We start from the raw sequence: 23,068 nt of genomic DNA, 5'->3' as shown, positions 1-23,068 counted from the left end.
TATGCCTCATTCACTGCATGAGTAATTTCACTCATTTGAGACTGAATTTACGACAAACCCACCACCCTTATTTGACGATGATATCGTTTCGTACATGCCTGACCCCATTCAAGCTGTCAGCAATCTGGCCAGCGCGCAGTTTGGTGCGTTGACTGTCAACAAACCCGCTCAACTGCACTTCATCCTTAAAGGTTTTCACCTGAATGGAAAAGCCTTTGGTTCCCAATTCATCGATCAGGCTGGCCTTGACCTTGGCCGTCAATGCCGAGCTGTCTAAATATTCGCCGGTGCTTTCACTGCCAGGTGTCGAAGAACAGGCGACAATCATTGCTGCAGAGAAAACCAGGATTAGTTGCTTTGCTGTCTTAAACATCCATTCCTCCATTGCTTACAATTACAAAAGAGTACCATACGGCAATGAACTAGTCATGGCCGTAAATAGTATTTACCCGATTGTCATTGGCCGGGGTAACAACGGCCTGATTAGCCTGCCCCTGAGCCGTGTTTGCGGCTTGCGGCTGGTAGCTTCCATACGGATTCCAGGCTCTGCCGCGGGAACTGCGCACACCCCCCTGACTGGGGTGGCCGTGGGTATTGTCCGCCTGATTCTGACTTGGGTGACCGTGCGTATTGCCCCCTTGATTTTCATCCGGGTGGCCATGGGTATTGCCGGCCTGATTCTGGCTGGGATGGCCATGGGTGTTACCGCCTGGCTGTGCCTGACTGGAATGACCATGCACATTGGCAGGTCCTCTCGGACGGTAATTACGCGGCGCTTGTACAATGACGGGATTATTATTGCCATAGTGTCCATGATAACGGCGATAACTGCTTTGATGACCGTGGTAATGGCCAGGGCCCGACTCATACGGAGCCGAATAATACGGTGTCTCCACACGGGCCTGCGGCGGCGGATAGCGATAATCATTCATGTAATAATCATCTTCGATGCCGCATGAGCTCAGCACGGGCAACGCCAGTAACAACCAAAATGAACGCTTCATAAAACCCCCTGCTTTTAAAAAAAAGAAAGGCACGATTGGGTTAATCATGCCTTTCCGATACAACATAAGAACCTCAGCTTACTTGGTACTGACTTCAGCCTTGATTTGGTTCTTGAGATATGGAACTACGCGGATTGTGCTGTTAACTGGTGTGTACCCAGCATAAACAGAATAGCCGCTGAATGTCTTGATATACAGGTTCATCCAGGCATGGCAGTAACCATAATAATACAGACTCACATAGTGAGGCGCATCAAAACGGTAAACGTTGAAACTGTTCATGTAACTGCCATCATCGAACTGACCAAACACGGAAAGATTGTCGTAACTGTCATTGATGATCTCAATTTCACAATAACCGGGAACCATCGCGTTTTTCGCGCCGGCAACGGTTTTTACATCAGCAGGTTTGGCTTGCGGATGGATATGGCGATTTTGAGCAAAGGCAGAAGACAACAAGCCCAAACAACAAACGAACAGCAATGATTTTAACTTCATGGTAACTCCATTCATGGATTGGAGAGCAAATGGTAACAAAGGATTGTATTTAGTCAACAGGTTTTTTAAATGTTCACGACTTATGCCGCACAGTCAGGAATTAACGCATGATAACGGCTTCTGTCTATTGCCATTTTTTTCTGACGGGGGGAGAATTGATCGTTTCCACAGGTAATGCCATGACTTCAATCACAGGCTTAATCAATATCGAGCTTCAGGGGACGCCGCATGAAAAAACGCATGACCATAATGATCACTGCCCTCGTCATTGTTTTCGGAGGCATCGTTGCGTTTAATCTGTTTAAAAATTTCATGATTAAACGCTTTTTCGCCACCTATGAACCCCCTGCAGTCAGTGTATCTTCCGTCACGGCTGTTAAACGCGAATGGCGTCCGACGCTTCCCGCCGTCGGCAATTTCGTGGCGACGAATGGGGTGGAAGTCAACTCGGAAGCCTCAGGCAATGTGGTTAAAATCCATTTTGAATCCGGGCAATACGTCTCGGAAGGCAGCAAGCTCATCGACATTGATGACAGCGTCGACCAGGCAACCCTGAAATTCAACAAGGCGCAGCTGGCTCTGAGACAGCTCAGTTATCAGCGTCAGGTGGATTTAAATAAAAAGGGCGCCGCCCCCGTTTCCAATGTGGATGAAGCGAAGGCCAATCTCGAGCAAAGTGAAGCTGACGTTGAAAAAACCGAGGCGCAAATCCGGCAGAAACACATCACCGCTCCCTTTGCCGGTAAGCTGGGTATCCGCCAGGTGAACTTAGGCCAGTACATTACGCCGGGACAGACCTCGATTGTCACCCTGCAATCCTTAGATCCCCTTTATCTGCAATTCTACCTGCCTGAGCAATACTATAAACGTTTGCACATCAATCAGGGCATTGAGTTTAATGTGGAGGAATTTGAAGGACTGGCGTTCCAGGCCAAAATTACAGCCATCAACGCCAAGGTCGACCCCAACACCCACAACGTGCTGGTTCAGGCGACGTTGCCCAACTGCCCCTCCGAAGCATTAAGCGATTTAAAAAAGACCACGCTGGTAAAAACCTCAAAAGACATTGATACCGGCAAAACCATTGTCACCTGCAGCACAAAAGACAATTTAAAAAACCATATTTCGCATTTTGTCTTCATCCCCGGAATGTTCGCGTCCATTGCGGTTGAACAACCGGCGATCTCGGAGGTTATTGTTCTACCCTCCACCGCCATTTCTTACAGCCTGTATGGCCATTCTGTTTACCTCATTGAGAAAGGCAGCAAAGGCGAGAAGGATGAAAACGGCAAGGATAAACTTTATGTCAAACGGGTGTTCGTCAAGACAGGAGAACAATCCGGTAATTTCACTGTCATTAATTCCGGTGTCAAAGCAGGCGACATCGTCGTCAGTTCCGGTGAGCTTAAGCTGCAGAACGGGACACGCGTGGTCATTAATAACAGCGTCAAGCTCAATGCCGTCAGCAATCCTGACACCATGGGACAATAATACTGGTTTTGTGTGAAGCGGCCTTTGCGCTGGCTTCACACGCATTGCAATCGTCAGCAGGTATATTATGAAATTTACTGATATTTTCATTAAGCGGCCCGTTTTAGCCACTGTCGTAAGTTTGTTAATTTTTCTCTTTGGTCTTAATTCCATCATGACCATGCAAATCCGTCAGTACCCTAAAATGGACAATACGGTGATTACCATCACCACCGCCTACCCCGGCGCGGATGCCAACCTGATTGCCGGATTTATCACCACACCGCTTGAAGCCGCGGTGGCCAGTGCGGAAGGGATTGACTACATGACGTCATCCAGTACGCAAAGCGTGAGTACCATTACCCTGACTATTAAACTCAATTTTGATCCGCAGGTGGCTTTTACCGACGTGATGAGCAAGGTTCAACAAACATTAAACCAGTTGCCGCCTGAGTCACAACAGCCCGTGATTGTCAAAAGCTCAGACACCTCTACCCCGCTGATGTACATCAGCCTTGACAGTACCGCCATGACGCCGCAGCAGATCACTGACTACGCTGTCCGGGTCGTTCAGCCCCAGCTTGAAATCGTGGACGGCGTGGCTAAAGCCGAACTGCTGGGCGGGGCGACTTATTCCATGCGTATATTCCTTGATCCCATCAAAATGGCGGCGTTGAAAATCACACCCGCCGATGTCTCTGCCGTGCTTGCCCGTAACAATTTCTTAACGGCAGCCGGCAGCACCAAGAGCGAGTACGTGGCCATCAACATGACTGCGAAAACGGATTTGAATAACGCCGAGGAATTCAGCCGCCTGATTGTCCGCAACAGCAACAACTCCATTATCCGCCTGCGCGACATCGGCAAAGTCATTTTAGGCTCGCAGGATTACAACACGACCGTAACCTTTAACGGCAAAAAGGCCGTTTTTCTTGCCATCACGCCAACGCCGACCGCTAACCCGTTGACGGTGATCACCGACGTCAGAAAGCTGTTTCCTTCAGTCCAGCGCGAATTCCCGCCGTCCCTGACCGGCACCATTGTGTATGATGCCACCGACTTTATCCGCGCGTCCATTAATGAGGTGATCACCACCATCATTGAAGCGGCATTAATCGTTATTGTGGTTATTTTCCTTTTCTTAGGCTCTGTGCGGTCGGTCATTATTCCTGTGGTGACCATCCCTCTGTCGCTGATTGGGGTCTGTACCCTGATGATGGCGCTGGGCTATTCGATCAATCTGCTGACTCTGCTCGCCTTTGTGCTTGCCATTGGCCTTGTGGTGGATGATGCCATTGTCGTGGTGGAAAATGTCCACCGGCATCTGGAGGAAGGCAAAACACCGTTTCAGGCGGCCCTTATCGGCGCGCGCGAAATTGCCCTGCCGGTTATCGCCATGACCATTACACTGGCGGCAGTGTATGCCCCTATTGGTTTCATGGGCGGACTCACGGGCGCCCTGTTTAAGGAATTCGCCTTTACTTTAGCGTCTGCCGTGATTATTTCGGGAGTTATCGCGCTGACGTTAAGCCCCATGATGTGCTCCAAGATTCTAAGCGCAGAAGCCAACAGCAGCCGCTTTGTCAAATTTCTCGATGACAAATTTGCCAGGCTTAAGGATCGGTATAAGCGAAGTCTTCACAGTTTGCTGAATACCCGGAGCATCATGCTTGTCTTTTCTGCGGTGGTCTTGTTAATGCTTCCTTACCTCTACAGCACGACCCCCACAGAAACAGCGCCGGAAGAAGATCAGGGCTTTTTCTTTGTCATTGCAACAGCGCCCCAGTATGCCACCATCAACTACATCGAAGCCTTTACCGATGAATTTAACAAAATTTATCAAAGTTTCCCGGAAACTGAATACTATTTTGCCATCAATGCCAGCACGCCGATGTCGGGCATGGTGTTAAAACCCTGGGATGAGCGCGAGGGGACCCAGTTTAAAATGAAAGAGCCCTTGCAGAAAAAACTCGACATGGTCACAGGCCTTTCCGCTTTTGCAGTGATACCGCCGCCTTTGCCCGGCGGGGGTTCGGGTACGCCGATTCAATTCGTGATCAAAACAACCAATGATTTCCAGACCCTCTTTGACATTTCTAACCAGCTCATCGAAAAAGCCAGGCAAAGCGGGCTGTTTATTTTCCTCGACAACAGCCTTAAATTTAACCAGCCGGAAGTGGAATTTCAAATTAACCGCTCCAAGGCATCGGATTTAGGCCTCGACATGCAGGCCATCGGAAGCAGCCTCACCAGTGCCTTGTCGGGCAACTACGTCAATTACTTTAACCTGCAGGGCCGAAGCTACGAAGTCATTCCGCAACTTGAGCGCCGTTACCGCCTCACCCCGGAGCAACTCGGCGAGATTTATGTGAGAACCGCCAGTAACGACATGGTACCCCTGTCCACCGTGGTCACTGCCAAAGAGGTCACGCAACCGAATGCGGTCTCCCACTTCCAACAGCTTAATTCTGCCACCATTCAAGGGGTAATGATGCCCGGCGTAACCTTGGGTCAAGGGATTGCCTACCTTCAGCAGCAGGCGGATGAATTATTGCCTCGTGGCTTTACTTATGACTATGGCGGCCAGTCGCGTCAGTTTATTCAGGAAGGGAATGCGCTGATTTTTGCCTTCTTCCTGGCTGTTATCGTGATTTTCTTGGTGCTTGCTGCGCAATACGAGAGTTTCAGGGATCCGCTCATCGTGTTAATCAGCGTGCCCATGTCGATTTGCGGCGCCTTGATTCCTTTAAATCTGGGAGCTGCCTCCATCAACATTTATACCCAGGTAGGGTTAATTACCTTGATTGGCTTAATCAGTAAGCACGGTATTCTTATTGTTGACTTTGCCAATCAACTGCAACGCGAAAAAGGGCTTGATCGAAGGGCCGCGGTGGAAGAAGCCGCCTCCATTCGTCTGCGTCCCATCCTCATGACCACGGCCGCCATGGTGTTTGGGGTCTTTCCTCTCCTTATTGCCACCGGTGCAGGAGCTGTCAGCCGCTTTGATATCGGTTTGGTGATTTCAGCCGGTCTGCTTGTAGGAACCTGCTTTACCTTGTTCGTGGTACCGACCATGTACACCTACATTGCCGCGGATCATCGGCATGACCGGGACAATGAAATGGCCGAAGCAAACGAAGAGGAGCAGGCATCCAGACCGCATTAAAAACCGTTTGCCTGATGAACGCAAAGCGTTCGGGTTAACGTGCTGATGCAGCCAGGTGGAATCAAGGGGGTTCTTTAAGGCGGCCAATGCCGCCTTAAAATCAAAGCAGACTCGCCAGGGCCTTGTCCAGGGTATCTACCAGGTTATCCGCATGTGCGCTGCCAAATACCAACGGCGGTTTTATTTTTAATACATTGTGATGAGGGCCATCACGGCTTAATAACACGCCGAGATCTTTCATTCGGTTTACAAGCTTGCCGGTGAAGTCCCCATCAGGTTCAACCCCGCCCTTTTTTGTCAGTTCCACACCTAAAAAAAGACCCAGGCCACGCACATCGGCAATGCAGTCATACCGGTTTTTAAGACCCAGCAATCGCTGTTTTAAGTAATGGCCGGTTGACCAGGCCTTAGCCTGCAGGCATTCCTCCTCAAGGACATCAAGCACTGAAAGACCAATAGCGCAGGAGACTGGATTACCTCCGAATGTACTGAAATACTCCATCCCTTGACTGAACGAGGCGGCAATCGCTCGCGTGGTGACCACAGCCCCTATCGGATGACCATTGCCCAGGGGTTTGCCCATGGTCACAATATCAGGAACAACGCCCTGTGTTTCAAAGCCCCAGACGTGGGAACCAACCCGCCCTAACCCCACCTGAACTTCATCGGCGATGCACACGCCGCCTGTCGAGCGAATGGCTGTGTAAATGGCGTCGAGATAGCCGGGCGGTAACTCAATCTGTCCGCCGCAACTGAGCAGGGATTCGGCAATGAATACCGTCGGTTCGGTGGGTAGGGAAAACAGAGGATTCACAGGACCGCGTAACGGATCAGGCATCGGCAGAACCGTGACCCAATCCGGTTTCCCCTGCCCTCCTTTCTGCTTGAATTTATAAGGGCTGATGTTGATTAAAGTGGTGGTATTGCCATGATAAGCATGATCAATCACCCAGGTTTTTCGGCTTCGCGTATGGGTATAGGCCAGCCTTAACGCCAGTTCATTGGCCTCACTCCCGGAAGAGACAAAAAAGCAAACGTCAAGCGGCAAAGGCAAGGTGGCCAGCAGGCGTTGTGCGTAGTCCAGCAGATAACGGTGCAGATAGCGCGTATTGGTATTCAATAAAGCCATTTGCTGCTGGCCAGCCTGCACCACCCGGGGATGACAATGGCCCACATGGCATACGTTATTCACACAGTCGAGATAGGGCCGTCCCGTCTCATCATAAAGGTAAGCCCCTTCACCGCGAACAATTTCCAGAGGCTGCTGGTAAGACAGGCCGACATTGTCGGCGATCACTTTCTTACGAAGCGATAAAAGCGATTCTTTATTGGACAAGTGCTTATCCATAAAGCCGCAGGCCTGTCTGAAACACAGCAAGGCCCATTGCGGATCGATGCTCCGCCATTGTTTTAACAGGTGCCAGGCCGGTTGTTCTGAAACAGTCAGGTAGGCGTTGCCGGGGTTTTCTTTTTTGCGCAAAGCTGAATTCACCACGCTGACACAAAGCCGCATGGCAACAAGAGAGTAAAGAACATCCACTTCCCGCTCTTCTAAAGGAAAAACACGGTGATAGCTGCGAATCATCTCCATGGCCGCCGCTAACGCATCCGAGCGATGCATGAGGGTATAAGCCAGGGCAATCGCCAATTCACAGATGGTCGCGGTTTGCAGTAAATCACCAAAGTCAATAAAACCGATCTGATGAGCCTGAACGACGATGTTGTAATCATTTAAATCGCCATGAATGATGCTCTGGCGCAAATCCGGTAAAAGAGGCGCTGTATCCCGCTTAAACTCGGCCAGAAAATCCGAGACAAGGCGGCGGTCATCGGGATGCTCAATCGCCTGCACCTCGTTTTCAATCCACTCAGCCTGCCTTAAATCCCATTTCAATTGCCGGGCGGCCGCCGCATGCCTGAACCCGGCGAGTGCCTGGGTCAAATGCCCGGCCGCCCGCCCCAGCTGATGCACCAGCGCCGTCGAACAGGGTACATTGACCAGCAATTGGCCTTGAACAAACGTGAAGAGTCGAACGTGGCAGGGTTCACCCTGAGACGAAAGCACACGGCCCGTTGCTTCACCCGTTGCCAAAGGCAATAATTGCGGAAACCCAAAGGGCCGGGGAAAACGCTGCAACCACGCCAATGCACTGTTCTGCAATTGAATGATCGCTTCCTGATCTTCCGCTTTGGACACTTTTAGCAGGTACTCGTCCCCTGCCGTGGTCTTGATATGAAAATTACAATCACTCTCACCGGGCAAAGGGATGGCGACGGCATTTAAGCGGTAGTGATCGAGGAGCAGTTGTTGAGCATCAGGGGAAGTAAACATCCTTTTCCTTTTTATCCTTAAAAGGGGGTTACGATACCACTGCCTCCTGAGCATGGGTAGCCTTAAGTCTTCATTTCCCGATGGACTATGTTAAAATCCATGATTTTATCAGTAACAGGCAAAAGCAATGGATAAGACGTATTCCCCCCAGGCGATCGAGCAGGCTTGCTATGAGAAATGGGAAAGCCAGCATTATTTCAAACCCCAGGGAGACGGGAAAAGTTATTGCATCATGTTGCCTCCGCCCAATGTCACCGGCAGTTTGCACATGGGCCATGGCTTTCAACACACGTTGATGGATACCCTGACCCGCTATCAACGCATGCGGGGAGCTAAAACCCTGTGGCAGCCGGGTACGGATCACGCCGGCATTTCCACGCAGTTGGTGGTTGAGCGGCAATTGGAAAGCCAGGGCCTTTCCCGCAAAGACATGACCCGGGAACAGTTTCTTGAAAAAGTCTGGCAATGGAAGGAAGAATCAGGCAGCCAGATTACCCGCCAAATGCGCCGCATCGGCTCCTCCGTGGATTGGACACGCGAACGTTTTACCATGGATGAAGGCTTGTCTGCCGCTGTGCAAAAAGTGTTTATTCAATTGTATGACGAGGGATTGATTTATCGCGGTACCCGCTTGGTCAACTGGGATCCCAAACTGGGCACTGCCGTGTCTGATCTCGAAGTGCTTTCCGAAGAAGAAGATGGATTTTTGTGGCATATCCGCTACCCTGTGGTCAACTCCAACGAATCCTTAGTCGTGGCCACAACACGCCCGGAAACCCTGTTGGGAGATGCTGCCGTGGCCGTTCATCCTGACGATGAACGCTACCGTCACCTCATCGGTCAATCCGTGCATTTACCCCTGTGCGATCGCGAAATTCCTGTCATCGCCGATGACTACGTGGAAAAGGACTTTGGCAGCGGCTGTGTAAAAATCACCCCTGCTCATGATTTTAACGATCATGAAGTCGGCAAGCGCCACGACCTGCCCTTAATTAATATTTTTACCCGCAAAGCCACCATGAATAAAAATGCGCCGGTGGCCTATCAGGGCATGGACCGTTTTGTCGCCCGCGAGCAAATCATCAAGGACTTGCAGGAAGCCGGTTTATTAGTAAAAACAGAACCGCATAAGCTCAAAGTTCCACGCGGTGAAAAATCAGGCGTTATTATTGAACCCCTGCTTACCGATCAATGGTATGTCAAAACCAAACCCCTGGCGGAGCCCGCCATCGATGTCGTGAAACGCGGTGAAATCCGTTTTGTACCTGAGGCCTGGAATAAAACGTACTTCCAGTGGATGGAAAACATTGAAGACTGGTGCATCAGCCGCCAGCTTTGGTGGGGACACCGTATTCCAGCCTGGTATGACAGCCATGGTCATGTGTATGTGGGTTACAGTGAGAATGATGTCCGCTTTAAATACAAAATCGATGAGTCCATGCCCTTGAAACAGGATGAAGATGTCCTTGATACCTGGTTCTCTTCCGCCCTGTGGCCTTTTTCAACCCTGGGCTGGCCGGAACGCACGCCTGAGTTTGAACAATTTTACCCCACTTCGGTCTTAGTCACCGGATTTGACATCATTTTCTTCTGGGTAGCGCGCATGATCATGATGGGCTTAAAGTTCACCGGCAAAGTTCCCTTTAAGGATGTCATCATCACCGGCTTAATTCGCGATAGCGAAGGCAAGAAAATGTCCAAATCCAAGGGTAACGTCCTCGATCCGATTGACATCATCGATGGCATCGATTTGGAAAGTTTAGTCGCCAAGCGCACCTCCAACATGATGCTCCCTTCCCTCTGCGATAAAATCGCCAGGGCAACCCGCAAGGAATTTCCGGAGGGTATCAGCGCTTACGGCACGGATGCGCTGCGCTTCACTTTCTGTTCGCTGGCGTCCACAGGACGTAATGTCCGATTTGATATGGGCCGTGTGGAAGGGTATCGTAATTTCTGCAATAAATTATGGAATGCCGCGCGCTACGTGCTGCTGAATACCGACGAAGATCAGATTGATCTCGGTGACGGCGCGTTTCAGTACAGCCCGGCGGATTTATGGATTTTGTCACGCCTGCAGCGCACCATTGCAGAGACGAATCACTATTATGAAACCTTCCGTTTCGATTTGCTGGCGAATACCCTGTATGAATTTGTCTGGCACGAATACTGCGACTGGTACCTGGAATTATCCAAACCCGTGCTGTATGCAGAACAGGCTTTGGCAGCCATGAAACGCGGCACCCGCCGTACGTTAATTCATGTTCTGGATCAAATCCTTCGTTTGCTGCATCCGATTATGCCTTTTATTACCGAAGAAATATGGCAGCGTACCAGCAAATTAATCAGTCAAAACGGTGAAAATGGCGAAAGCCTGATGCTGAGCGCTTACCCGCAGGTGGTGGAAAGCTACATCAACGACGAACTGGAAGCAGAACTGGACTGGCTTAAAGAAGTCATACAATCGATTCGTACCATCCGCAGTGAAATGTCCATATCACCGGCTAAATTAATTTCACTGCATTTAAAAAATGCCGATGAAAAGGTCAAGAGTCGAATTGAAAAATACACGTCCATTCTTCTGTCTTTAGGCAAACTGACGAACATTCACTTCTTAAGTGATAAGGAACCTGTTCCTGCCTCTGCCTCCGCAGTCGTCGGTAACCTGGAATTACTAATCCCCATGGCTGGGTTAATTGATAAAAACGCGGAATTGTCGCGTCTGCAAAAGGAAATCACCAAGCTGGATAAGGACATTCATCTTGCTGAGAGCAAGCTTAATAATCCTAATTTTGCAGACAAGGCGCCTGCTGACATCATTGCCAGGGAAAAGGAAAAGCTCACCCAGGCAAAAATGGCGAAAGACAAGCTGCTCGCTCATCAAAAGACAATAGAAACCTTATAACAGGATTTTTCGGGTTCACGCCTTGAGAGACATAACCCGGTCAAGGCGTGGCCCCTTAAAAGCGAACAAAGGTAATTCGGCCTCCTCCTTCAAGATAGGCCCGTTTGACCTGGTTAAGGTCATCGGAATGGAGCTGGCTTCGCAATTCACTTAAGAGATCTTCTCTGGTGATGTGCATGCGCTGCAATTCCTTTTCACACAATTGGCCCTGATCAATTAATAAACGCGGTCTTCCCTTAAAGAAACGTTCCAGGTTGGTGGAGTAGCAGGTCACCACTGCAATGAAGCGATGTAAAAAAATGAGCGTGAATAACGCGGTCAATGTGGATAATAAGGGAGGGGAACCATTAATGCCCCGGCTGATAATCCCTCCCAGGATAATGATGAGCAGGTAATCAAACGTGGTGCGCAGACTATACCGCCTATTACCATAACGGATAATGAGAATGCCCGACAGGAATAAAAGGATGGCTCGGCCTATCACATAAATAAACGCAGGATTGGTATTGAGGTTATCCATCAACTGTGCAACTGTCATCCTTAATTCCTTTTCATGAAAAATCATCTTATTTTATAGTGAGAATAGCGAATAATAAAAGCAACCAGTTAACTCATTTTCACCGTCTATTAACCTTTTTGGTAAAATAATTTGCACATTTTTTGGACAAAATTAGCCCTGTGATCTATACTAAAAGTGAAGAATACGCGAGACTTCATGTCTTGGCGAGCTTCACAAAAGCCACCTTGTGTGGCTTTTGTCTTATAAAGAAAGGCTATTTATTCAATCGCTTACCTGAAAGGTTGGCTGTTATTTCGCTAAAAAAATCATCAAAAGAAATAACAGAGAATACAGGAGATAATCATGGATAATTTTTTGGTGCTTATTGCCAATGCCTCGAAAGCAAATTTTTATGCACTGAAATTGCAGAATTCCAACACGACTTTTACATTAAGGGACGTGTTTGTTCACCCGGAAAGTCAGGAAAAACGAAGCGAATTGATTGCTGATCGCTCCGGGCAATATCAAAGCGAGCATGGGGTGGGAGGCGCGTATGAATCCAGAAGCGATCCCAAAAAGGTAGAAAAAAATAAATTTGCTCAGGAATTGGGCCATTACATTAATGAAACCGTTCACCATGGTATCAAACTAATCATTATCGTCCCATCCACGTTTTGGGGAATGCTGGATAAAGTGTTAAATAAAACTGCTTTAAACGCACTCTTTCGCTTGATACAAAAGGATTATACCCAATACAGCGAACAGGAACTTAAAGAGCTTGTCCTTCATTCTGTCAAAACGCCAGCATTATAACAACAAGGAGAAACACATGGATCAGTGTATCGTTTGCGGTAACCATTATCACAATTGCTTTGAGGTTCGCCAAAAAGGCGCCAGTTACCTGTTTGATTCCTTTGAATGTGCCATTCAAAAATTAGCCCCGGTGTGTTCGCATTGTTCCTGTCGCATCATCGGCCATGGCGTGGAAGCAGAAGGTGAGTATTATTGTTGCGCCCACTGTGCGCATGAGAGCGGCGTGACGGAGGCACAGGATCACGTGGTGGAGCACGAAGAATAAGCGTTAATGGTCATTGGTATTGCAAAAGCGTTGCGGGCTGAATGGCGCGGGGTCGAGCAGTAATTCTTCGCCTGTCAGCATCTCTGCCAGCAATCGACCCGTCACAGGGCCTAAGGTCAGGCCATGGTGCCCATGGCCAAACGCGAGCCACAACCCGGCATGACGGGGTGCGGGACCAATGATCGGCAACATATCCGGTGTGCAGGGCCTGCTTCCCATCCAGGGCGATGCTTCCAGCCTGTCTTTAATGGGAAACAGCTGGCGGGCAATGGGTTCTACCGCATTCAGTTGCCGAGGCGTTCTTTGCGCATCAAGGCGGGCAAACTCAGCCCCGGTGGTCAAGCGGATGCCCTGGGTCATGGGAGCGAGCAAATACCCTCGCTCCACATCCAGTACCGGGTGATGAAGAAAGGCCCCCTCTTCCTTACCGTAATGCATGTGGTAGCCTCGTTTGACCGCCAGTGGAAAACGATAGCCTAAACGTGCACAAAGTGTTTGAGACCAGGGACCTAAACAAATGACCACGGAATCAGCCCGGATAATGCCCGCTTCTGCCTGCATCTGCCAACCCTCCGACAGCGAAAACGCATCCCCCAGAAAAAAACGCCCGCCCAATTGTTTAAAATAGGCGGCATAGCCTGACACCAGCGCGCCGGGATCACTGACGGTTTCTGCACCGCCATAGCGCAAGGCACCCTGTAATGACAGGTTGAGGTGCGGTTCAAGACGTTGCAGGGCGGCAGCATCCAGGGCATCGAATTGAACGCCAAATTCGGCCCTGAGGTGTTCACTGAAACGGACTTCATTGTCTTGTCGTTTGGCCGTTCTGAACAGTTTAAGCCAACCGCCGCTTTTTAACGCGTCACGGCAGCCGGCACTGTCAGCCAGGGCGTGATGCTCTCTCACGCTATGCTCAATGAGAGTCGCATAATTCCGGGCAATATCGGCATGGCGGGAAGGCTTGGAATAAAACCAGTACTTCCATAGAAAGGGAGCGAGTTTGACAAGATCCTGCCAATGATAATGCACTTCTGGCGAGCGATTAAAAGCGTATTTGGCAAGCAGCGTCCAATCGCGGGGAAAAGCATAGGGATACACCCCCTCCCGCTGAATTAATCCCGCATTGCCAAACGAGGTTTCACTGCCGGGGCATTTGACATCCACCAGCGCCACCGCGCGTCCCCGCTTTTGCAGATGTGCCGCTACAGAAACCCCAATTATGCCAGCACCAAGAACCAAACAATCAAACTTCATCCGCGTATTGACCACCAAGTCTCCATCTTCAAATTATATACCTGCCTCTGCATCGATTAAACCGCTAGGATTTCTTGCCGCATTTGTTGTTTTCTTAGTGAATTTTGCGGGCAAATTGTTTAAAATACCATCTTTTTAAACCGAGGCCCTTATGCAGAACAAGCAAGAAGAAACAACGGATGGTCTGTCACCCTTCGTTTATGCGCCGGCTGCCTTTTTGACCTTTTCCTTGGCCGCCTACGGTTCCATGCGAAAAGGTAATTACCGTTTTGCGCTTGAATTTTACAAACGCGGTGGCGGCGGCTTCAATCTTTATCAGGGCAAGAAACGCCTGGCGGGAGTGGATTACCATCCGTTCTGGGATAAAAAATCAGGCGAGCTGGTGACCCGTTTACATTATCATCGCGGTGAAGGGGACGAGATTAAAAAACACCGTCCCTTCGATGGCTGGTAAAAGATTACCTGTCCCTGCCAGCGATGTACCTCTGATTTAACTTAATCACTAACGAACTGATGAGGATAAGAATCACGCCAATGAGGATTAAGGTGATAGGCCAGCCCAGGGTATCGGGAAAATGCTTGCCGGTAAAATAACCAATGTATAATAAAGTCGCCAGGGTCGAAATGACCAACAGCGTACGGTTTTTAGCGGCTATGGCCAGAAATATCATGGCGCAGGTCAGCCCCAAATAGAAAATTTCGTAGGGCTGATTTCTGACAATATCGAATGTCACCGTAAAAAAAGCCAGCGAAGCAATAAAAAACAGCAACGATGCAATGGCCTGATACGGCGAGTGATTAATAACCCAGGTAACACAAAGCAGTGAGACACTGAGCAGTAGCCAGGCTGTTCGGTAAGGGACTTCCAGCAAGTCAAAAGCGGCTACGAAAAAGCTCAGGCTGAATAGCACGGTAGTGAATAACAGCACGGTTTTTCTCGTGGCTAAAAAAACCAACCCCTGTTGCAGCATGAAAATCAGGCTGACAATCAACACCCCTTTGGATGGGTTATCAACTTTAGCGTATTCGCTTAGAAAAACGGCCATGCCGATGGGTTGAAGTAAGGCTGCAATCAGGAACAGGGGGGTAGCTGCCCGCTCATAATGGACATAACGCGTGCAGGTTATACCCATGATAAAAAGACATAAACCAACCCCTAAGGTCAGCATGATACGGCTGGGGATACTAATGTCCGCCCACTTCATGGCGATGAAAATACAAATCCCGGCAAAAATTAATATCCCGCCTAAATAACCGAGCATGTTTTTAAGAAGTTGGCTGGATGCTTCTTCCCTTTGCTGAGTGGGGGACGCGTTAAACGCGGCGGCGATCTCATCAGGCGTTAAGTGATGGCGTTTGGCCATCGTTACAATTTCGACCAAGGCCTCATCACGGTTCATGGTATGACCCACCCAATAAATTGCACATAACCTGGGTAATAATACCCGCGGTTATCATTCCCCAGGAGTTTAATGCACTGGCTGCCCTTACGAAGACACGCCTGGTTATTGTAACTGCCTCCCCACAGTAACTGCCCAAATAGACCGCCAGAATTGGAATAGCCGCGATAGGACAATTGATAACCATCCGGTGATTCCAGAGTCGTATCCAGTTTCATCCCTTTTGTTGCTTCAACAGGTTGTTCCACCATGCCCTGCAGGGTTCCTGTGTTGCTGGGGAAAGGAAACGGTAATTCACGCACTTTCTGAGTTTTTGCCTCATACAGGTACAGTTTTTTCCAGCCATAGGCATTGACGTTAGGGCTTTTGGTGTATTGCGCCGTCAGAACCCCCTGTTTAACCACCAGGTTAACGTTGACGGGTGCCGCAACACTGGAGGAATAATCCTGAATGGCGAAAACCATGTCATAACGGGGCGGATTGCTGACAACCACTGGAATCAGGGTTGACAGCATGAAGACAATCATCAGTAAGACTGGCAAGACCAGGCCAATGATTAATAGAAGATTGTGTTTAACCCATTCGCCGCGGTTTGCCATGTCATTATCCTGGCTGTCCTTACCCAAGTTAATATCAGTATACGATCAAATCCCTTATTCTGCTTTTGAATGGTTTTTTCTGACAACCCGATGCTGTATCCACCAGGCTAACAGCAAGCTTGACACCATCCCGAGCACAATGCCATAGCTTTGCCAACCATCACTGACGACACTTAAGGCATCGGGGGTATGGAGTATGGAGAATGGAACTGCTAAAAGCACATCGACTAAAGCAGAACCGGCCACCAACCCACAGGCAATCAGGACGCCCGTTTGTTTGCGCTGACTTCTTTCTTCTCCGACAAAGGCCTTTCTGGTTAATTGCCAGCGTACAAAAAGAGCAATCATTCCGCCCAAGAACAGGGGAAACGACGAAGCAATGGGTAAATACATGCCAATTGCTACGCCCAGAATGGAAATCCGGATAAACCGTTCCAAACGAAACACCCGGTTAATGACAATGAGGGACAAAATAATGGCAGCGCCGACAAACATCATCGTCCAGGGCAGCGTGTTACGAAACACTGCCTCGGTGATCGCGGCCATCAGTGCAGCCGTGGGTGCCGGCAAGGATTGACTGGGATCCATGCCTTCATGAGGCATCACACCGGCAATGCCATACACGTCAAAGAGAATCTGCATCACCGGCGGGATGACCAATGACGAAATCACCACCCCCAATAACAGCATCACCTGTTGCCGCCAGGGCGTCGCGCCAACCAGTTGGCCCACTTTTAAATCCTGGGTATTGTCATTGGCAATGGCTGCAATGCCTGTCACGACCGAACCGATAATGATGGTGATGGCCTCCGCCGCCCGAATTTGTCCATTGGTGAGCGGTAAAGGCAGTGCATGGTTGACAATGGTTAACAGCAACCAGGCTGCAAAAAGCATCCCCGCGATCACCACCGAACTTCCGGGACTCGCCGTCACACCGACCATGCCGGAAAAATAACCGGTAATCACTGAAAACAAAAACCCGATGACCAGGACATAGATGACGGCTGCAAAAACCAGCGTCGGAGCAAAATCACTGTCAAGACCCGCTTCTCCCAGAGGAAAAATAAACTGGAAAAATAAAAACAGCACGGCGGCCATGATGAGGATGCCGATTAAAATATAAGGCATGGGGATATCGCGATCCGTCCGCGGCAACTGCGATTCCGCGTGATTTTTAGCCATGAAGGCACGAAAAGAAATGCGCATGCTTTTCGCCAAAGGCTTAATCAACTTGAGGAAAGTCCAGGTGCCTGCAAACAACATGGCGCCAATACCCATGTAGCGCATCTCGCTGTTCCACAACATGACAGCGGCCTTCTGCGCAGGGTAATGCGCCACGAATTGAGGATAAAACTGACTGGCAATGGGTAAAGCCACCAGCCAGGAGATAATGGCGCCGAGGAAAATACAAATGGCCATTTCATGCCCTACCAGGTAGCCGGCACCAATCATCGTCGCTGAAAAACCGGCGCCGAACCCAAACAGCGACCGCTTGGCGACAAACCAGAAACTCCAGCTGCTGGCAATGATTTTGAACCCGATTTGTAAAAGTTCCAGCAAGCCGCCAATGGCCCCGCCGATAAAAATGTCTTTGATGCCTGAGCGCTCGGCAGATGATTTTAAGACTTCCGCAATGGCGCGGCCTTCAGGAAATCGCAAGACCGGCTCATTGACCAATACCCGGCGAAGAGGAATTGAAAACAGCACACCGAGTATGCCGCCGCAGACGGCAATAAAAAAATTAGTCAGGTAATCAAAACCTTGCCAATACTGGATAATAATCAACGCCGGGATTGTATAAACAATGCCCCCAGCCACGGCCTCGCCGGCCGAAGCAGCCGTTTGTACGGCATTGTTTTCCAGAATAGTGGCATTTTTAAACAGACGTAAAATGCCCATGGAAATAATGGCCGCAGGAATGGATGCCGAGGTTAAAATGCCCAATTTTAATGCAAGATACGCATTCGACATCGCCAGAAGCACCGTTAAGACGATAGCCAGAATGACGCTGCGTAAAGTCAATTCAGCAATTTTTTCATCAGCACGGATATACGGACCATTTGTTGTCATTCATTACCCCACACCGCTTTAATTACATCCGAACGCAGGGCGTCTTGAATGACCGCCCGGGGAATGGTAACTGTTTGTGGTCCATACACATAGGCAGCCACCTGATAGGGATCGAACGCGATTGAAATACCCTTTGAACTGAAATACCAGTTTTTGTAATTCTCTGCTGTCGCTTTGGTGCCTTCTCTTAGCCACTGCTCGTCGTCATTGATGGCCTTCTTTTTAATCGCTTCATAAGAAAAATCAGCCATTTTTTGCAGGGCATTGGTATTGTCTTTAAACAATTCACCGAGGGCCACAGGGTTGCCGTTAATGAAATTGAGGGTTTGCACAGTATTGTTGGGGTGGGCGGCACCACGACGATACGCGGAGACATTGAACAGGACGCTGACAGCCTGTTGGTTTTCAAACATCACTTTATAAGTGATGGTTAATCCATCTTTACCGGGGACATCCGCGGGCAGATTTTGTGCCTCCGGATCTGGTTTGTCGAACGATTGCCTGATGGATTGAATCCGATGTTCAATGGTTTGATTAATCTGGGGATTGGCAAACCCCTGAGGATACTGGATATCAATGACCTGTTTGGCATTTTCATTTTTTATGGTCACTGCTTTCAGTGTCACTGCATGCAGGTGCGGGGAAGCAGCTCCGGCCGTGCCTGCGGCTAACAACGCAATAAGAATATATTTTTTCATGCCTGAAGCTCCTGTGTCGTTGTTGAATGGGTTAGCCACTTTCCCGCAATCATGGTTCGTTGCGGTACAGGGAAACCAAAATGATAACACAAAACGGCGCTGTCATTGACGGACCATTGCACCAGATCCGCCTGCAAGCCGATTTGAATACTGCCAAGCTCATCGGCCAGGCCCAGGGCTCGGGCGGCCTGATACGTCACCCCGGCCAGAGCCTCCTGCACCGTCAGTGAAAAAAACCGGCAGGCCATGCTTAACATGAGCAGCAGCGACGTCGTCGGTGACGAGCCCGGGTTGCAGTCCGTGGCCACTGCCATGCCCACGCCGGCCTGCCGCAGAAGATCCACTGGCGGTGCTTTTTTTTCGGCGAGAAAATAGTAGGCCCCCGGCAGCAAGACCGCCACGGTACCCTGACGCCCCAGAGCCGCCGCACCGTCCTCATCCAGGTATTCCAGATGATCACAGGACAAAGCGCCCATGCTGGCCGCCAGTTGGCTGGCGCCTAGCCGGGACAATTGTTCGGCATGGCATTTAATGGGCAATGACAACTGCTGGGCTTTTAAGTAAATCTGTTCGGTCTGTTGAACCGTAAAGCCGATGGTTTCACAAAACACATCGACGGCGTCCACCAGACCCGACTCCACCGCCGCAGGCAATACCCGATTGATGAGGAAATCCACATACCCCTGAGCATTCCCCTTGTATTCCGCAGGAACAGCATGGGCGCCCAGGAACGTTGTCTTTACCCGCACGCCGGTCAATTCCCCGAGGCGGCGGGCCACCCGTAACATTTTCAGTTCATTGTCCAAATCAAGTCCATAACCGGACTTGATTTCCACCGTGGTTACTCCCTGCTGACGCATGGCCAAAAGACGTGGGAGGGATTGCTCAAGCAATTCCATTTCCGAGACAGCGCGGGTTTGCCTTACCGTTGACACAATCCCGCCGCCGGCCGCCGCAATGTCGGCATAGGTTGCACCCTGCAGACGCTTTTTAAATTCATCGGCACGATTTCCGGCGTAAACCAGATGAGTATGGCAATCGATTAACCCCGGCGTGATCAGTTGCCCGTGGCAATCCTCGACTTGCCTTGCCTTAAGGTAGTGAGCAGGCAACGTGTCTGCCGCACCGCACCAGACGATGCGCCCTTCGGCGATGGCAATGGCCTGGTCCCCCTGCTCGTCACCGGCAGAGTTAATCGTTGTGGCATTCATTAACAGGAGATCGCAGGTCATGGTTATTCCCACTCGGGCACATGGTGCGGCGCAAACAGCCAGGACGGATGATGGGATTTATCATAAATATCCCACTCCTGTGACGCATACGTGGGGGGATTGACTTCAAGCAACAGCCAGGCGAGAAACGCGGCGACTGTTTCCACAGAAACCAGCCGGTTTTGCTGATGCAGGTTTTTAAAGAAGGCCACTTTGTCGCTTTCCATGAATTGCGATTCGCGGATGAGCCGCTGCATGTCGGTGTCAATGATGCCCGGCATAACGCTCGCAAAAGCCGTTTTTTCACACTCAAGCTGCCAGCAGCGCGTTAACATGGAAAGCCCGGCTTTGGAAACGCAGTACGCTGCCCAGCCGCTCACCGGAAAATAAGCCACGCCTGAGCCAATGTGCAAAACCCGTCCGCCCTGAAGTTTATGCAACAAAGCCTGGCTTAGGAAAAGCGGCGCATTGAGGTTAGTCGCCATGGTCTGCTCCCAGGCGGCTTCATCAATGACCGACATCGGCATAATGGGCTCAATGATGCCGGCATTATGGACAAGACCCTCAATCAGCGGCACCTGATTTAAAGCCGCCACGATACGGGCCCGGCCCTCGCGGGTCGACACATCTGCCGTGCAGCCAATGATCAGAGAGGAAAATTGCGCCGTTTCGGAGAGCTGCTGCTCTCGCCGTCCTATCGCCAAAACCGATTTGCCACGACTGGCCAATTCCCAGGCCAGAGCACGACCAATGCCGCTGCTGGCCCCTGTAATGACAAACATGGTCCTCTCCGGGTGTGAGTAAATTGCAGATGATACCAGACCTGGTGTGGCTAAGCACGAACTCCATCGTCTTTAAGGCCGCAATTTAAAAAAAAAACCATACCCGTTATGATGGAAGAAATACGGCGTTTAAGGAGAAAGGATGTTAGCCGGCATTTCCCATTATGTACCTCCCAATCCGTCCCTCTGGCGGGGACGTGACGACAGTTTACCCAACGAACGCTTTTTTCAGCGCGTGACTTGCATTGACCTTCAGTCGCAACCGCTTCCCAGCGGGGGCTCCGGCACGGTAATTGCCGGTTTTGCCAGTGACGAAGGCATCCGCAGGAATCTCGGACGCACGGGAGCCGCCGCCGGTCCACAATCCCTCCGTCAGGAACTGGCTAAACTGGCCTGCCACTTTTCCGCCTCACTCATTGACATCGGCGACATTGCCCCCAACGATGCACTGGAACAGGGACAACAGGAATTGGCGACACTGCTTGATCATTGCCATCAACAGGGTTTCAAAACCTTGGTCTTTGGTGGCGGCCATGAAATAGCCTGGGGACATTACCTTGGATTGAGCCGGCACTATCCCCGACTCGGCATCATTAATTTTGACGCCCATTTTGATTTGCGTTTCCCCCACCAGGGCAGCACCTCAGGCACACCCTTTCAGCAAATGGCCGAATTTTGTCAGCAAAAACAACGTTCATTTGATTATTGCTGTCTTGGTATTCAGTCATCCTCGAATACAGAAAGCTTGTTTAGCCTGGCCAATAAGTATAAAGTTTCCTATCTGACGGCGGCACAGATGAATCAAAACAGTTTCGCCTGGCAAACGGCTTTTCTGGATGATTTTATGCTGAATCACGAAGCGATTTATTTGACCGTTTGTCTTGATGTGTTTGCCGAAAGTTTTGCTCCCGGGGTCAGCGCGCCTCAGGCTCTGGGTTTAACCCCATGGCAGGTTTTACCCCTGTTGAAATACATTACGCAAACTGGCAAAGTGGTAAGTATCGATATAGCCGAATTATCGCCCCCGCTTGATCAGGGACAAAAAACGGCCCGATTGGCCGCAGCACTTGCGGCTCAGCTTCTCGAATTTAATTAATGCAAGGAGTGTTACGAATGAAAAAATCCATGCTGTGTGCAGGATTACTGACTATTTTAGGCGCCTCAGATTACGTGAATGCGGCCGAACCCGCCACCGTAACCACGACTCCGCCCCCGGTTCAGGGTTCCAATACCCCCACGGAAGGGACGACTCAACCCAATACCAACATAACACAACCCACGAGCTCCGGCGTCCCGCAGCCAACCACTCCGGGTGCTACCCAGCCCACCACCTCAGGAACTCAACAGCCGCTGCCCACTCAGGCCACGCAGCCGACTACGTCAGGCACGCCACAACCTACAACTCCTGGTGCTACGCAACCGACCACATCGGGTTACCCGCAATCCACGACTCAGCCGGCGGTCCAGCCTGAGAATCAGAACACGACAACTCAGCCTGTGACAGTGACGCAACCGTCTGCCGCCGTAGCGCCGACTAATCTGGACTGCAATTATAAAATTCCAGCGACGACAACCACCATCGAAGAAGCGCTGGTATCCAAGTGGGCTGAAAACGCGGCTGAACAGGCGTTTGATTTCGATTTCAATACCATTGACACACAGTTGTCAGCACTCAAAAACTGTTTCACTGACCAGGGATGGCAAAGCTTCAATGATGCCCTGCAAAAATCCGGCAACCTCAATGCCATCAGAACAGAAAAACTGACAGTCAGCAGCATGGTGGACGGTACCCCCACAGTCACCGCGATTAAAGACAATCAATGGAAAGTCACACTGCCTTTGCAGGTCGTTTATCAAAATGAGAAAGAGAAGCTCAATCAGCCTCTGACCTTGAGCCTCATCGTGGGCCGTAAAATCACCGGCGACCTTGGCATTATGCAAATGATTGCCATGCCGCGCCAGCCCATGACCAATGCGCCCACCGATACCACGGCAACGGATGCCGCCACCCCGGCGCCTCAGCCTGCTCAAACCACCACCAATCCAAGCCCTAATCAATAAGAGTAATCTCGAAGCGCATTCCGGATGAATGCGCTTCCCTTTTT

The 23,068-nt window shown here is 50.3% G+C and carries 21 protein-coding genes; 9 read left to right on the top strand and 12 right to left on the bottom strand.

The window, feature by feature from the left end; all coding sequences use genetic code 11:
* Window positions 1-67: 67 nt before the first annotated feature.
* The 3 genes from Lrub_RS05440 to Lrub_RS05430 form a co-directional block, all read right to left on the bottom strand.
* Entirely contained in the window at window positions 68-373 is a 306-nt protein-coding gene (locus tag Lrub_RS05440) for a BON domain-containing protein (protein WP_058531162.1), read from the bottom strand.
* A 49-nt stretch (window positions 374-422) separates the two neighbouring features.
* Window positions 423-1,004 carry a hypothetical protein gene (locus tag Lrub_RS05435; protein WP_133134010.1) on the bottom strand — a complete coding sequence of 194 codons (582 nt, stop codon included), beginning with the start codon at window positions 1,002-1,004 and terminating at the stop codon, window positions 423-425.
* A gap of 78 nt (window positions 1,005-1,082) precedes the next feature.
* A complete protein-coding gene (locus Lrub_RS05430) occupies window positions 1,083-1,502 on the bottom strand; it encodes a hypothetical protein (RefSeq protein WP_058531160.1) in 420 nt (139 codons plus the stop codon).
* A 228-nt stretch (window positions 1,503-1,730) separates the two neighbouring features.
* Here Lrub_RS05430 and Lrub_RS05425 point away from each other — a divergent pair, with 228 nt between their 5' ends.
* Both Lrub_RS05425 and Lrub_RS05420 read left to right on the top strand, forming a co-directional pair.
* Window positions 1,731-2,993, top strand: coding sequence for an efflux RND transporter periplasmic adaptor subunit (locus Lrub_RS05425; RefSeq protein ID WP_058531159.1), 1,263 nt, complete (start codon window positions 1,731-1,733; stop codon window positions 2,991-2,993).
* Window positions 2,994-3,060: 67 nt separating this feature from the next.
* Window positions 3,061-6,138, top strand: a complete 3,078-nt coding sequence (locus tag Lrub_RS05420) for an efflux RND transporter permease subunit (RefSeq protein WP_058531158.1) — start codon at window positions 3,061-3,063, stop codon at window positions 6,136-6,138.
* 100 nt (window positions 6,139-6,238) lie between these two features.
* Here the strand turns inward: Lrub_RS05420 and Lrub_RS05415 are convergent, their stop codons facing one another.
* Window positions 6,239-8,470: an aminotransferase class III-fold pyridoxal phosphate-dependent enzyme gene (locus Lrub_RS05415; RefSeq protein ID WP_058531157.1), complete on the bottom strand. Its 2,232-nt coding sequence runs from the start codon at window positions 8,468-8,470 to the stop codon at window positions 6,239-6,241.
* A 127-nt stretch (window positions 8,471-8,597) separates the two neighbouring features.
* On the opposite strand from Lrub_RS05415, the gene Lrub_RS05410 reads away from it, so the two are divergent.
* Entirely contained in the window at window positions 8,598-11,372 is a 2,775-nt protein-coding gene (locus Lrub_RS05410; RefSeq protein ID WP_058531156.1) for a valine--tRNA ligase, read from the top strand.
* A gap of 55 nt (window positions 11,373-11,427) precedes the next feature.
* On the opposite strand, the gene Lrub_RS05405 is transcribed toward Lrub_RS05410, so the two are convergent.
* Entirely contained in the window at window positions 11,428-11,910 is a 483-nt protein-coding gene (locus Lrub_RS05405) for a DUF421 domain-containing protein (protein WP_058531155.1), read from the bottom strand.
* Window positions 11,911-12,050: 140 nt separating this feature from the next.
* Here Lrub_RS05405 and Lrub_RS15070 point away from each other — a divergent pair, with 140 nt between their 5' ends.
* From Lrub_RS15070 to Lrub_RS05395, 3 genes are read left to right on the top strand one after another with little or no spacing between them, the layout of a single operon-like run.
* Window positions 12,051-12,242 carry a hypothetical protein gene (locus tag Lrub_RS15070; protein WP_237760756.1) on the top strand — a complete coding sequence of 64 codons (192 nt, stop codon included), beginning with the start codon at window positions 12,051-12,053 and terminating at the stop codon, window positions 12,240-12,242.
* Window positions 12,235-12,684, top strand: a complete 450-nt coding sequence (locus Lrub_RS05400; RefSeq protein WP_058531154.1) for a host attachment protein — start codon at window positions 12,235-12,237, stop codon at window positions 12,682-12,684. The genes Lrub_RS15070 and Lrub_RS05400 overlap by 8 nt, the downstream gene beginning before the upstream one ends.
* A 16-nt stretch (window positions 12,685-12,700) precedes the next feature.
* Window positions 12,701-12,949 carry a hypothetical protein gene (locus tag Lrub_RS05395; protein WP_058531153.1) on the top strand — a complete coding sequence of 83 codons (249 nt, stop codon included), beginning with the start codon at window positions 12,701-12,703 and terminating at the stop codon, window positions 12,947-12,949.
* A gap of 3 nt (window positions 12,950-12,952) precedes the next feature.
* Here the strand turns inward: Lrub_RS05395 and Lrub_RS05390 are convergent, their stop codons facing one another.
* The gene (locus Lrub_RS05390; RefSeq protein WP_058531152.1) at window positions 12,953-14,203 is read right to left on the bottom strand and encodes an NAD(P)/FAD-dependent oxidoreductase; all 1,251 of its coding nucleotides are present in this window, start codon (window positions 14,201-14,203) and stop codon (window positions 12,953-12,955) included.
* A gap of 151 nt (window positions 14,204-14,354) precedes the next feature.
* Between Lrub_RS05390 and Lrub_RS05385 the strand changes: the two genes are divergently transcribed.
* Entirely contained in the window at window positions 14,355-14,657 is a 303-nt protein-coding gene (locus Lrub_RS05385) for a hypothetical protein (RefSeq protein ID WP_058531151.1), read from the top strand.
* A 4-nt stretch (window positions 14,658-14,661) separates the two neighbouring features.
* On the opposite strand, the gene Lrub_RS05380 is transcribed toward Lrub_RS05385, so the two are convergent.
* From Lrub_RS05380 to Lrub_RS05355, 6 genes are read right to left on the bottom strand one after another with little or no spacing between them, the layout of a single operon-like run.
* Window positions 14,662-15,603, bottom strand: a complete 942-nt coding sequence (locus tag Lrub_RS05380; RefSeq protein WP_058531150.1) for a DUF2157 domain-containing protein — start codon at window positions 15,601-15,603, stop codon at window positions 14,662-14,664.
* The gene (locus Lrub_RS05375; RefSeq protein WP_237760755.1) at window positions 15,600-16,229 is read right to left on the bottom strand and encodes a hypothetical protein; all 630 of its coding nucleotides are present in this window, start codon (window positions 16,227-16,229) and stop codon (window positions 15,600-15,602) included. Before Lrub_RS05375 ends, Lrub_RS05380 begins: the two co-directional genes overlap by 4 nt.
* A gap of 27 nt (window positions 16,230-16,256) precedes the next feature.
* Complete coding sequence (locus tag Lrub_RS05370; RefSeq protein WP_058531148.1) at window positions 16,257-18,272, bottom strand: OPT family oligopeptide transporter; 2,016 nt, start codon at window positions 18,270-18,272, stop codon at window positions 16,257-16,259.
* Window positions 18,269-18,970 carry a DUF3298 and DUF4163 domain-containing protein gene (locus Lrub_RS05365; protein ID WP_058531147.1) on the bottom strand — a complete coding sequence of 234 codons (702 nt, stop codon included), beginning with the start codon at window positions 18,968-18,970 and terminating at the stop codon, window positions 18,269-18,271. Before Lrub_RS05365 ends, Lrub_RS05370 begins: the two co-directional genes overlap by 4 nt.
* Window positions 18,967-20,202: an imidazolonepropionase gene (gene hutI / locus Lrub_RS05360; protein ID WP_058531146.1), complete on the bottom strand. Its 1,236-nt coding sequence runs from the start codon at window positions 20,200-20,202 to the stop codon at window positions 18,967-18,969. The genes Lrub_RS05365 and hutI overlap by 4 nt, the downstream gene beginning before the upstream one ends.
* Window positions 20,203-20,204: 2 nt before the next feature.
* Complete coding sequence (locus Lrub_RS05355; RefSeq protein WP_058531145.1) at window positions 20,205-20,963, bottom strand: SDR family NAD(P)-dependent oxidoreductase; 759 nt, start codon at window positions 20,961-20,963, stop codon at window positions 20,205-20,207.
* Window positions 20,964-21,105: 142 nt separating this feature from the next.
* On the opposite strand from Lrub_RS05355, the gene hutG reads away from it, so the two are divergent.
* Window positions 21,106-22,059 (top strand): formimidoylglutamase, encoded by a 954-nt coding sequence (hutG, locus tag Lrub_RS05350; RefSeq protein WP_058531144.1) that lies wholly within the window; start codon window positions 21,106-21,108, stop codon window positions 22,057-22,059.
* A gap of 17 nt (window positions 22,060-22,076) precedes the next feature.
* On the top strand, window positions 22,077-23,024 hold the full coding sequence (locus Lrub_RS05345; protein ID WP_058531143.1) for a DotI/IcmL family type IV secretion protein: 948 nt from the start codon (window positions 22,077-22,079) through the stop codon (window positions 23,022-23,024).
* Window positions 23,025-23,068: the final 44 nt, after the last annotated feature.

This window comes from Legionella rubrilucens (assembly GCF_001468125.1).
In the GTDB taxonomy this organism is placed as follows: Bacteria; Pseudomonadota; Gammaproteobacteria; order Legionellales; family Legionellaceae; genus Legionella_C; species Legionella_C rubrilucens.
This window is presented reverse-complemented; position numbering and strand designations above follow the sequence as displayed.

What these genes read in the sequence shown, in the direction of transcription:
- Lrub_RS05440 (WP_058531162.1), bottom strand. Translation starts at nt 373, where the DNA reads ATGTTTAAGACAGCAAAGCAACTAATCCTGGTTTTCTCTGCAGCAATG.
- Lrub_RS05435 (WP_133134010.1), bottom strand. Translation starts at nt 1,004, where the DNA reads ATGAAGCGTTCATTTTGGTTGTTACTGGCGTTGCCCGTGCTGAGCTCA.
- Lrub_RS05430 (WP_058531160.1), bottom strand. Translation starts at nt 1,502, where the DNA reads ATGAAGTTAAAATCATTGCTGTTCGTTTGTTGTTTGGGCTTGTTGTCT.
- Lrub_RS05425 (WP_058531159.1), top strand. Translation starts at nt 1,731, where the DNA reads ATGAAAAAACGCATGACCATAATGATCACTGCCCTCGTCATTGTTTTC.
- Lrub_RS05420 (WP_058531158.1), top strand. Translation starts at nt 3,061, where the DNA reads ATGAAATTTACTGATATTTTCATTAAGCGGCCCGTTTTAGCCACTGTC.
- Lrub_RS05415 (WP_058531157.1), bottom strand. Translation starts at nt 8,470, where the DNA reads ATGTTTACTTCCCCTGATGCTCAACAACTGCTCCTCGATCACTACCGC.
- Lrub_RS05410 (WP_058531156.1), top strand. Translation starts at nt 8,598, where the DNA reads ATGGATAAGACGTATTCCCCCCAGGCGATCGAGCAGGCTTGCTATGAG.
- Lrub_RS05405 (WP_058531155.1), bottom strand. Translation starts at nt 11,910, where the DNA reads ATGACAGTTGCACAGTTGATGGATAACCTCAATACCAATCCTGCGTTT.
- Lrub_RS05400 (WP_058531154.1), top strand. Translation starts at nt 12,235, where the DNA reads ATGGATAATTTTTTGGTGCTTATTGCCAATGCCTCGAAAGCAAATTTT.
- Lrub_RS05395 (WP_058531153.1), top strand. Translation starts at nt 12,701, where the DNA reads ATGGATCAGTGTATCGTTTGCGGTAACCATTATCACAATTGCTTTGAG.
- Lrub_RS05390 (WP_058531152.1), bottom strand. Translation starts at nt 14,203, where the DNA reads ATGAAGTTTGATTGTTTGGTTCTTGGTGCTGGCATAATTGGGGTTTCT.
- Lrub_RS05385 (WP_058531151.1), top strand. Translation starts at nt 14,355, where the DNA reads ATGCAGAACAAGCAAGAAGAAACAACGGATGGTCTGTCACCCTTCGTT.
- Lrub_RS05380 (WP_058531150.1), bottom strand. Translation starts at nt 15,603, where the DNA reads ATGAACCGTGATGAGGCCTTGGTCGAAATTGTAACGATGGCCAAACGC.
- Lrub_RS05370 (WP_058531148.1), bottom strand. Translation starts at nt 18,272, where the DNA reads ATGACAACAAATGGTCCGTATATCCGTGCTGATGAAAAAATTGCTGAA.
- Lrub_RS05365 (WP_058531147.1), bottom strand. Translation starts at nt 18,970, where the DNA reads ATGAAAAAATATATTCTTATTGCGTTGTTAGCCGCAGGCACGGCCGGA.
- hutI (WP_058531146.1), bottom strand. Translation starts at nt 20,202, where the DNA reads ATGACCTGCGATCTCCTGTTAATGAATGCCACAACGATTAACTCTGCC.
- Lrub_RS05355 (WP_058531145.1), bottom strand. Translation starts at nt 20,963, where the DNA reads ATGTTTGTCATTACAGGGGCCAGCAGCGGCATTGGTCGTGCTCTGGCC.
- hutG (WP_058531144.1), top strand. Translation starts at nt 21,106, where the DNA reads ATGTTAGCCGGCATTTCCCATTATGTACCTCCCAATCCGTCCCTCTGG.
- Lrub_RS05345 (WP_058531143.1), top strand. Translation starts at nt 22,077, where the DNA reads ATGAAAAAATCCATGCTGTGTGCAGGATTACTGACTATTTTAGGCGCC.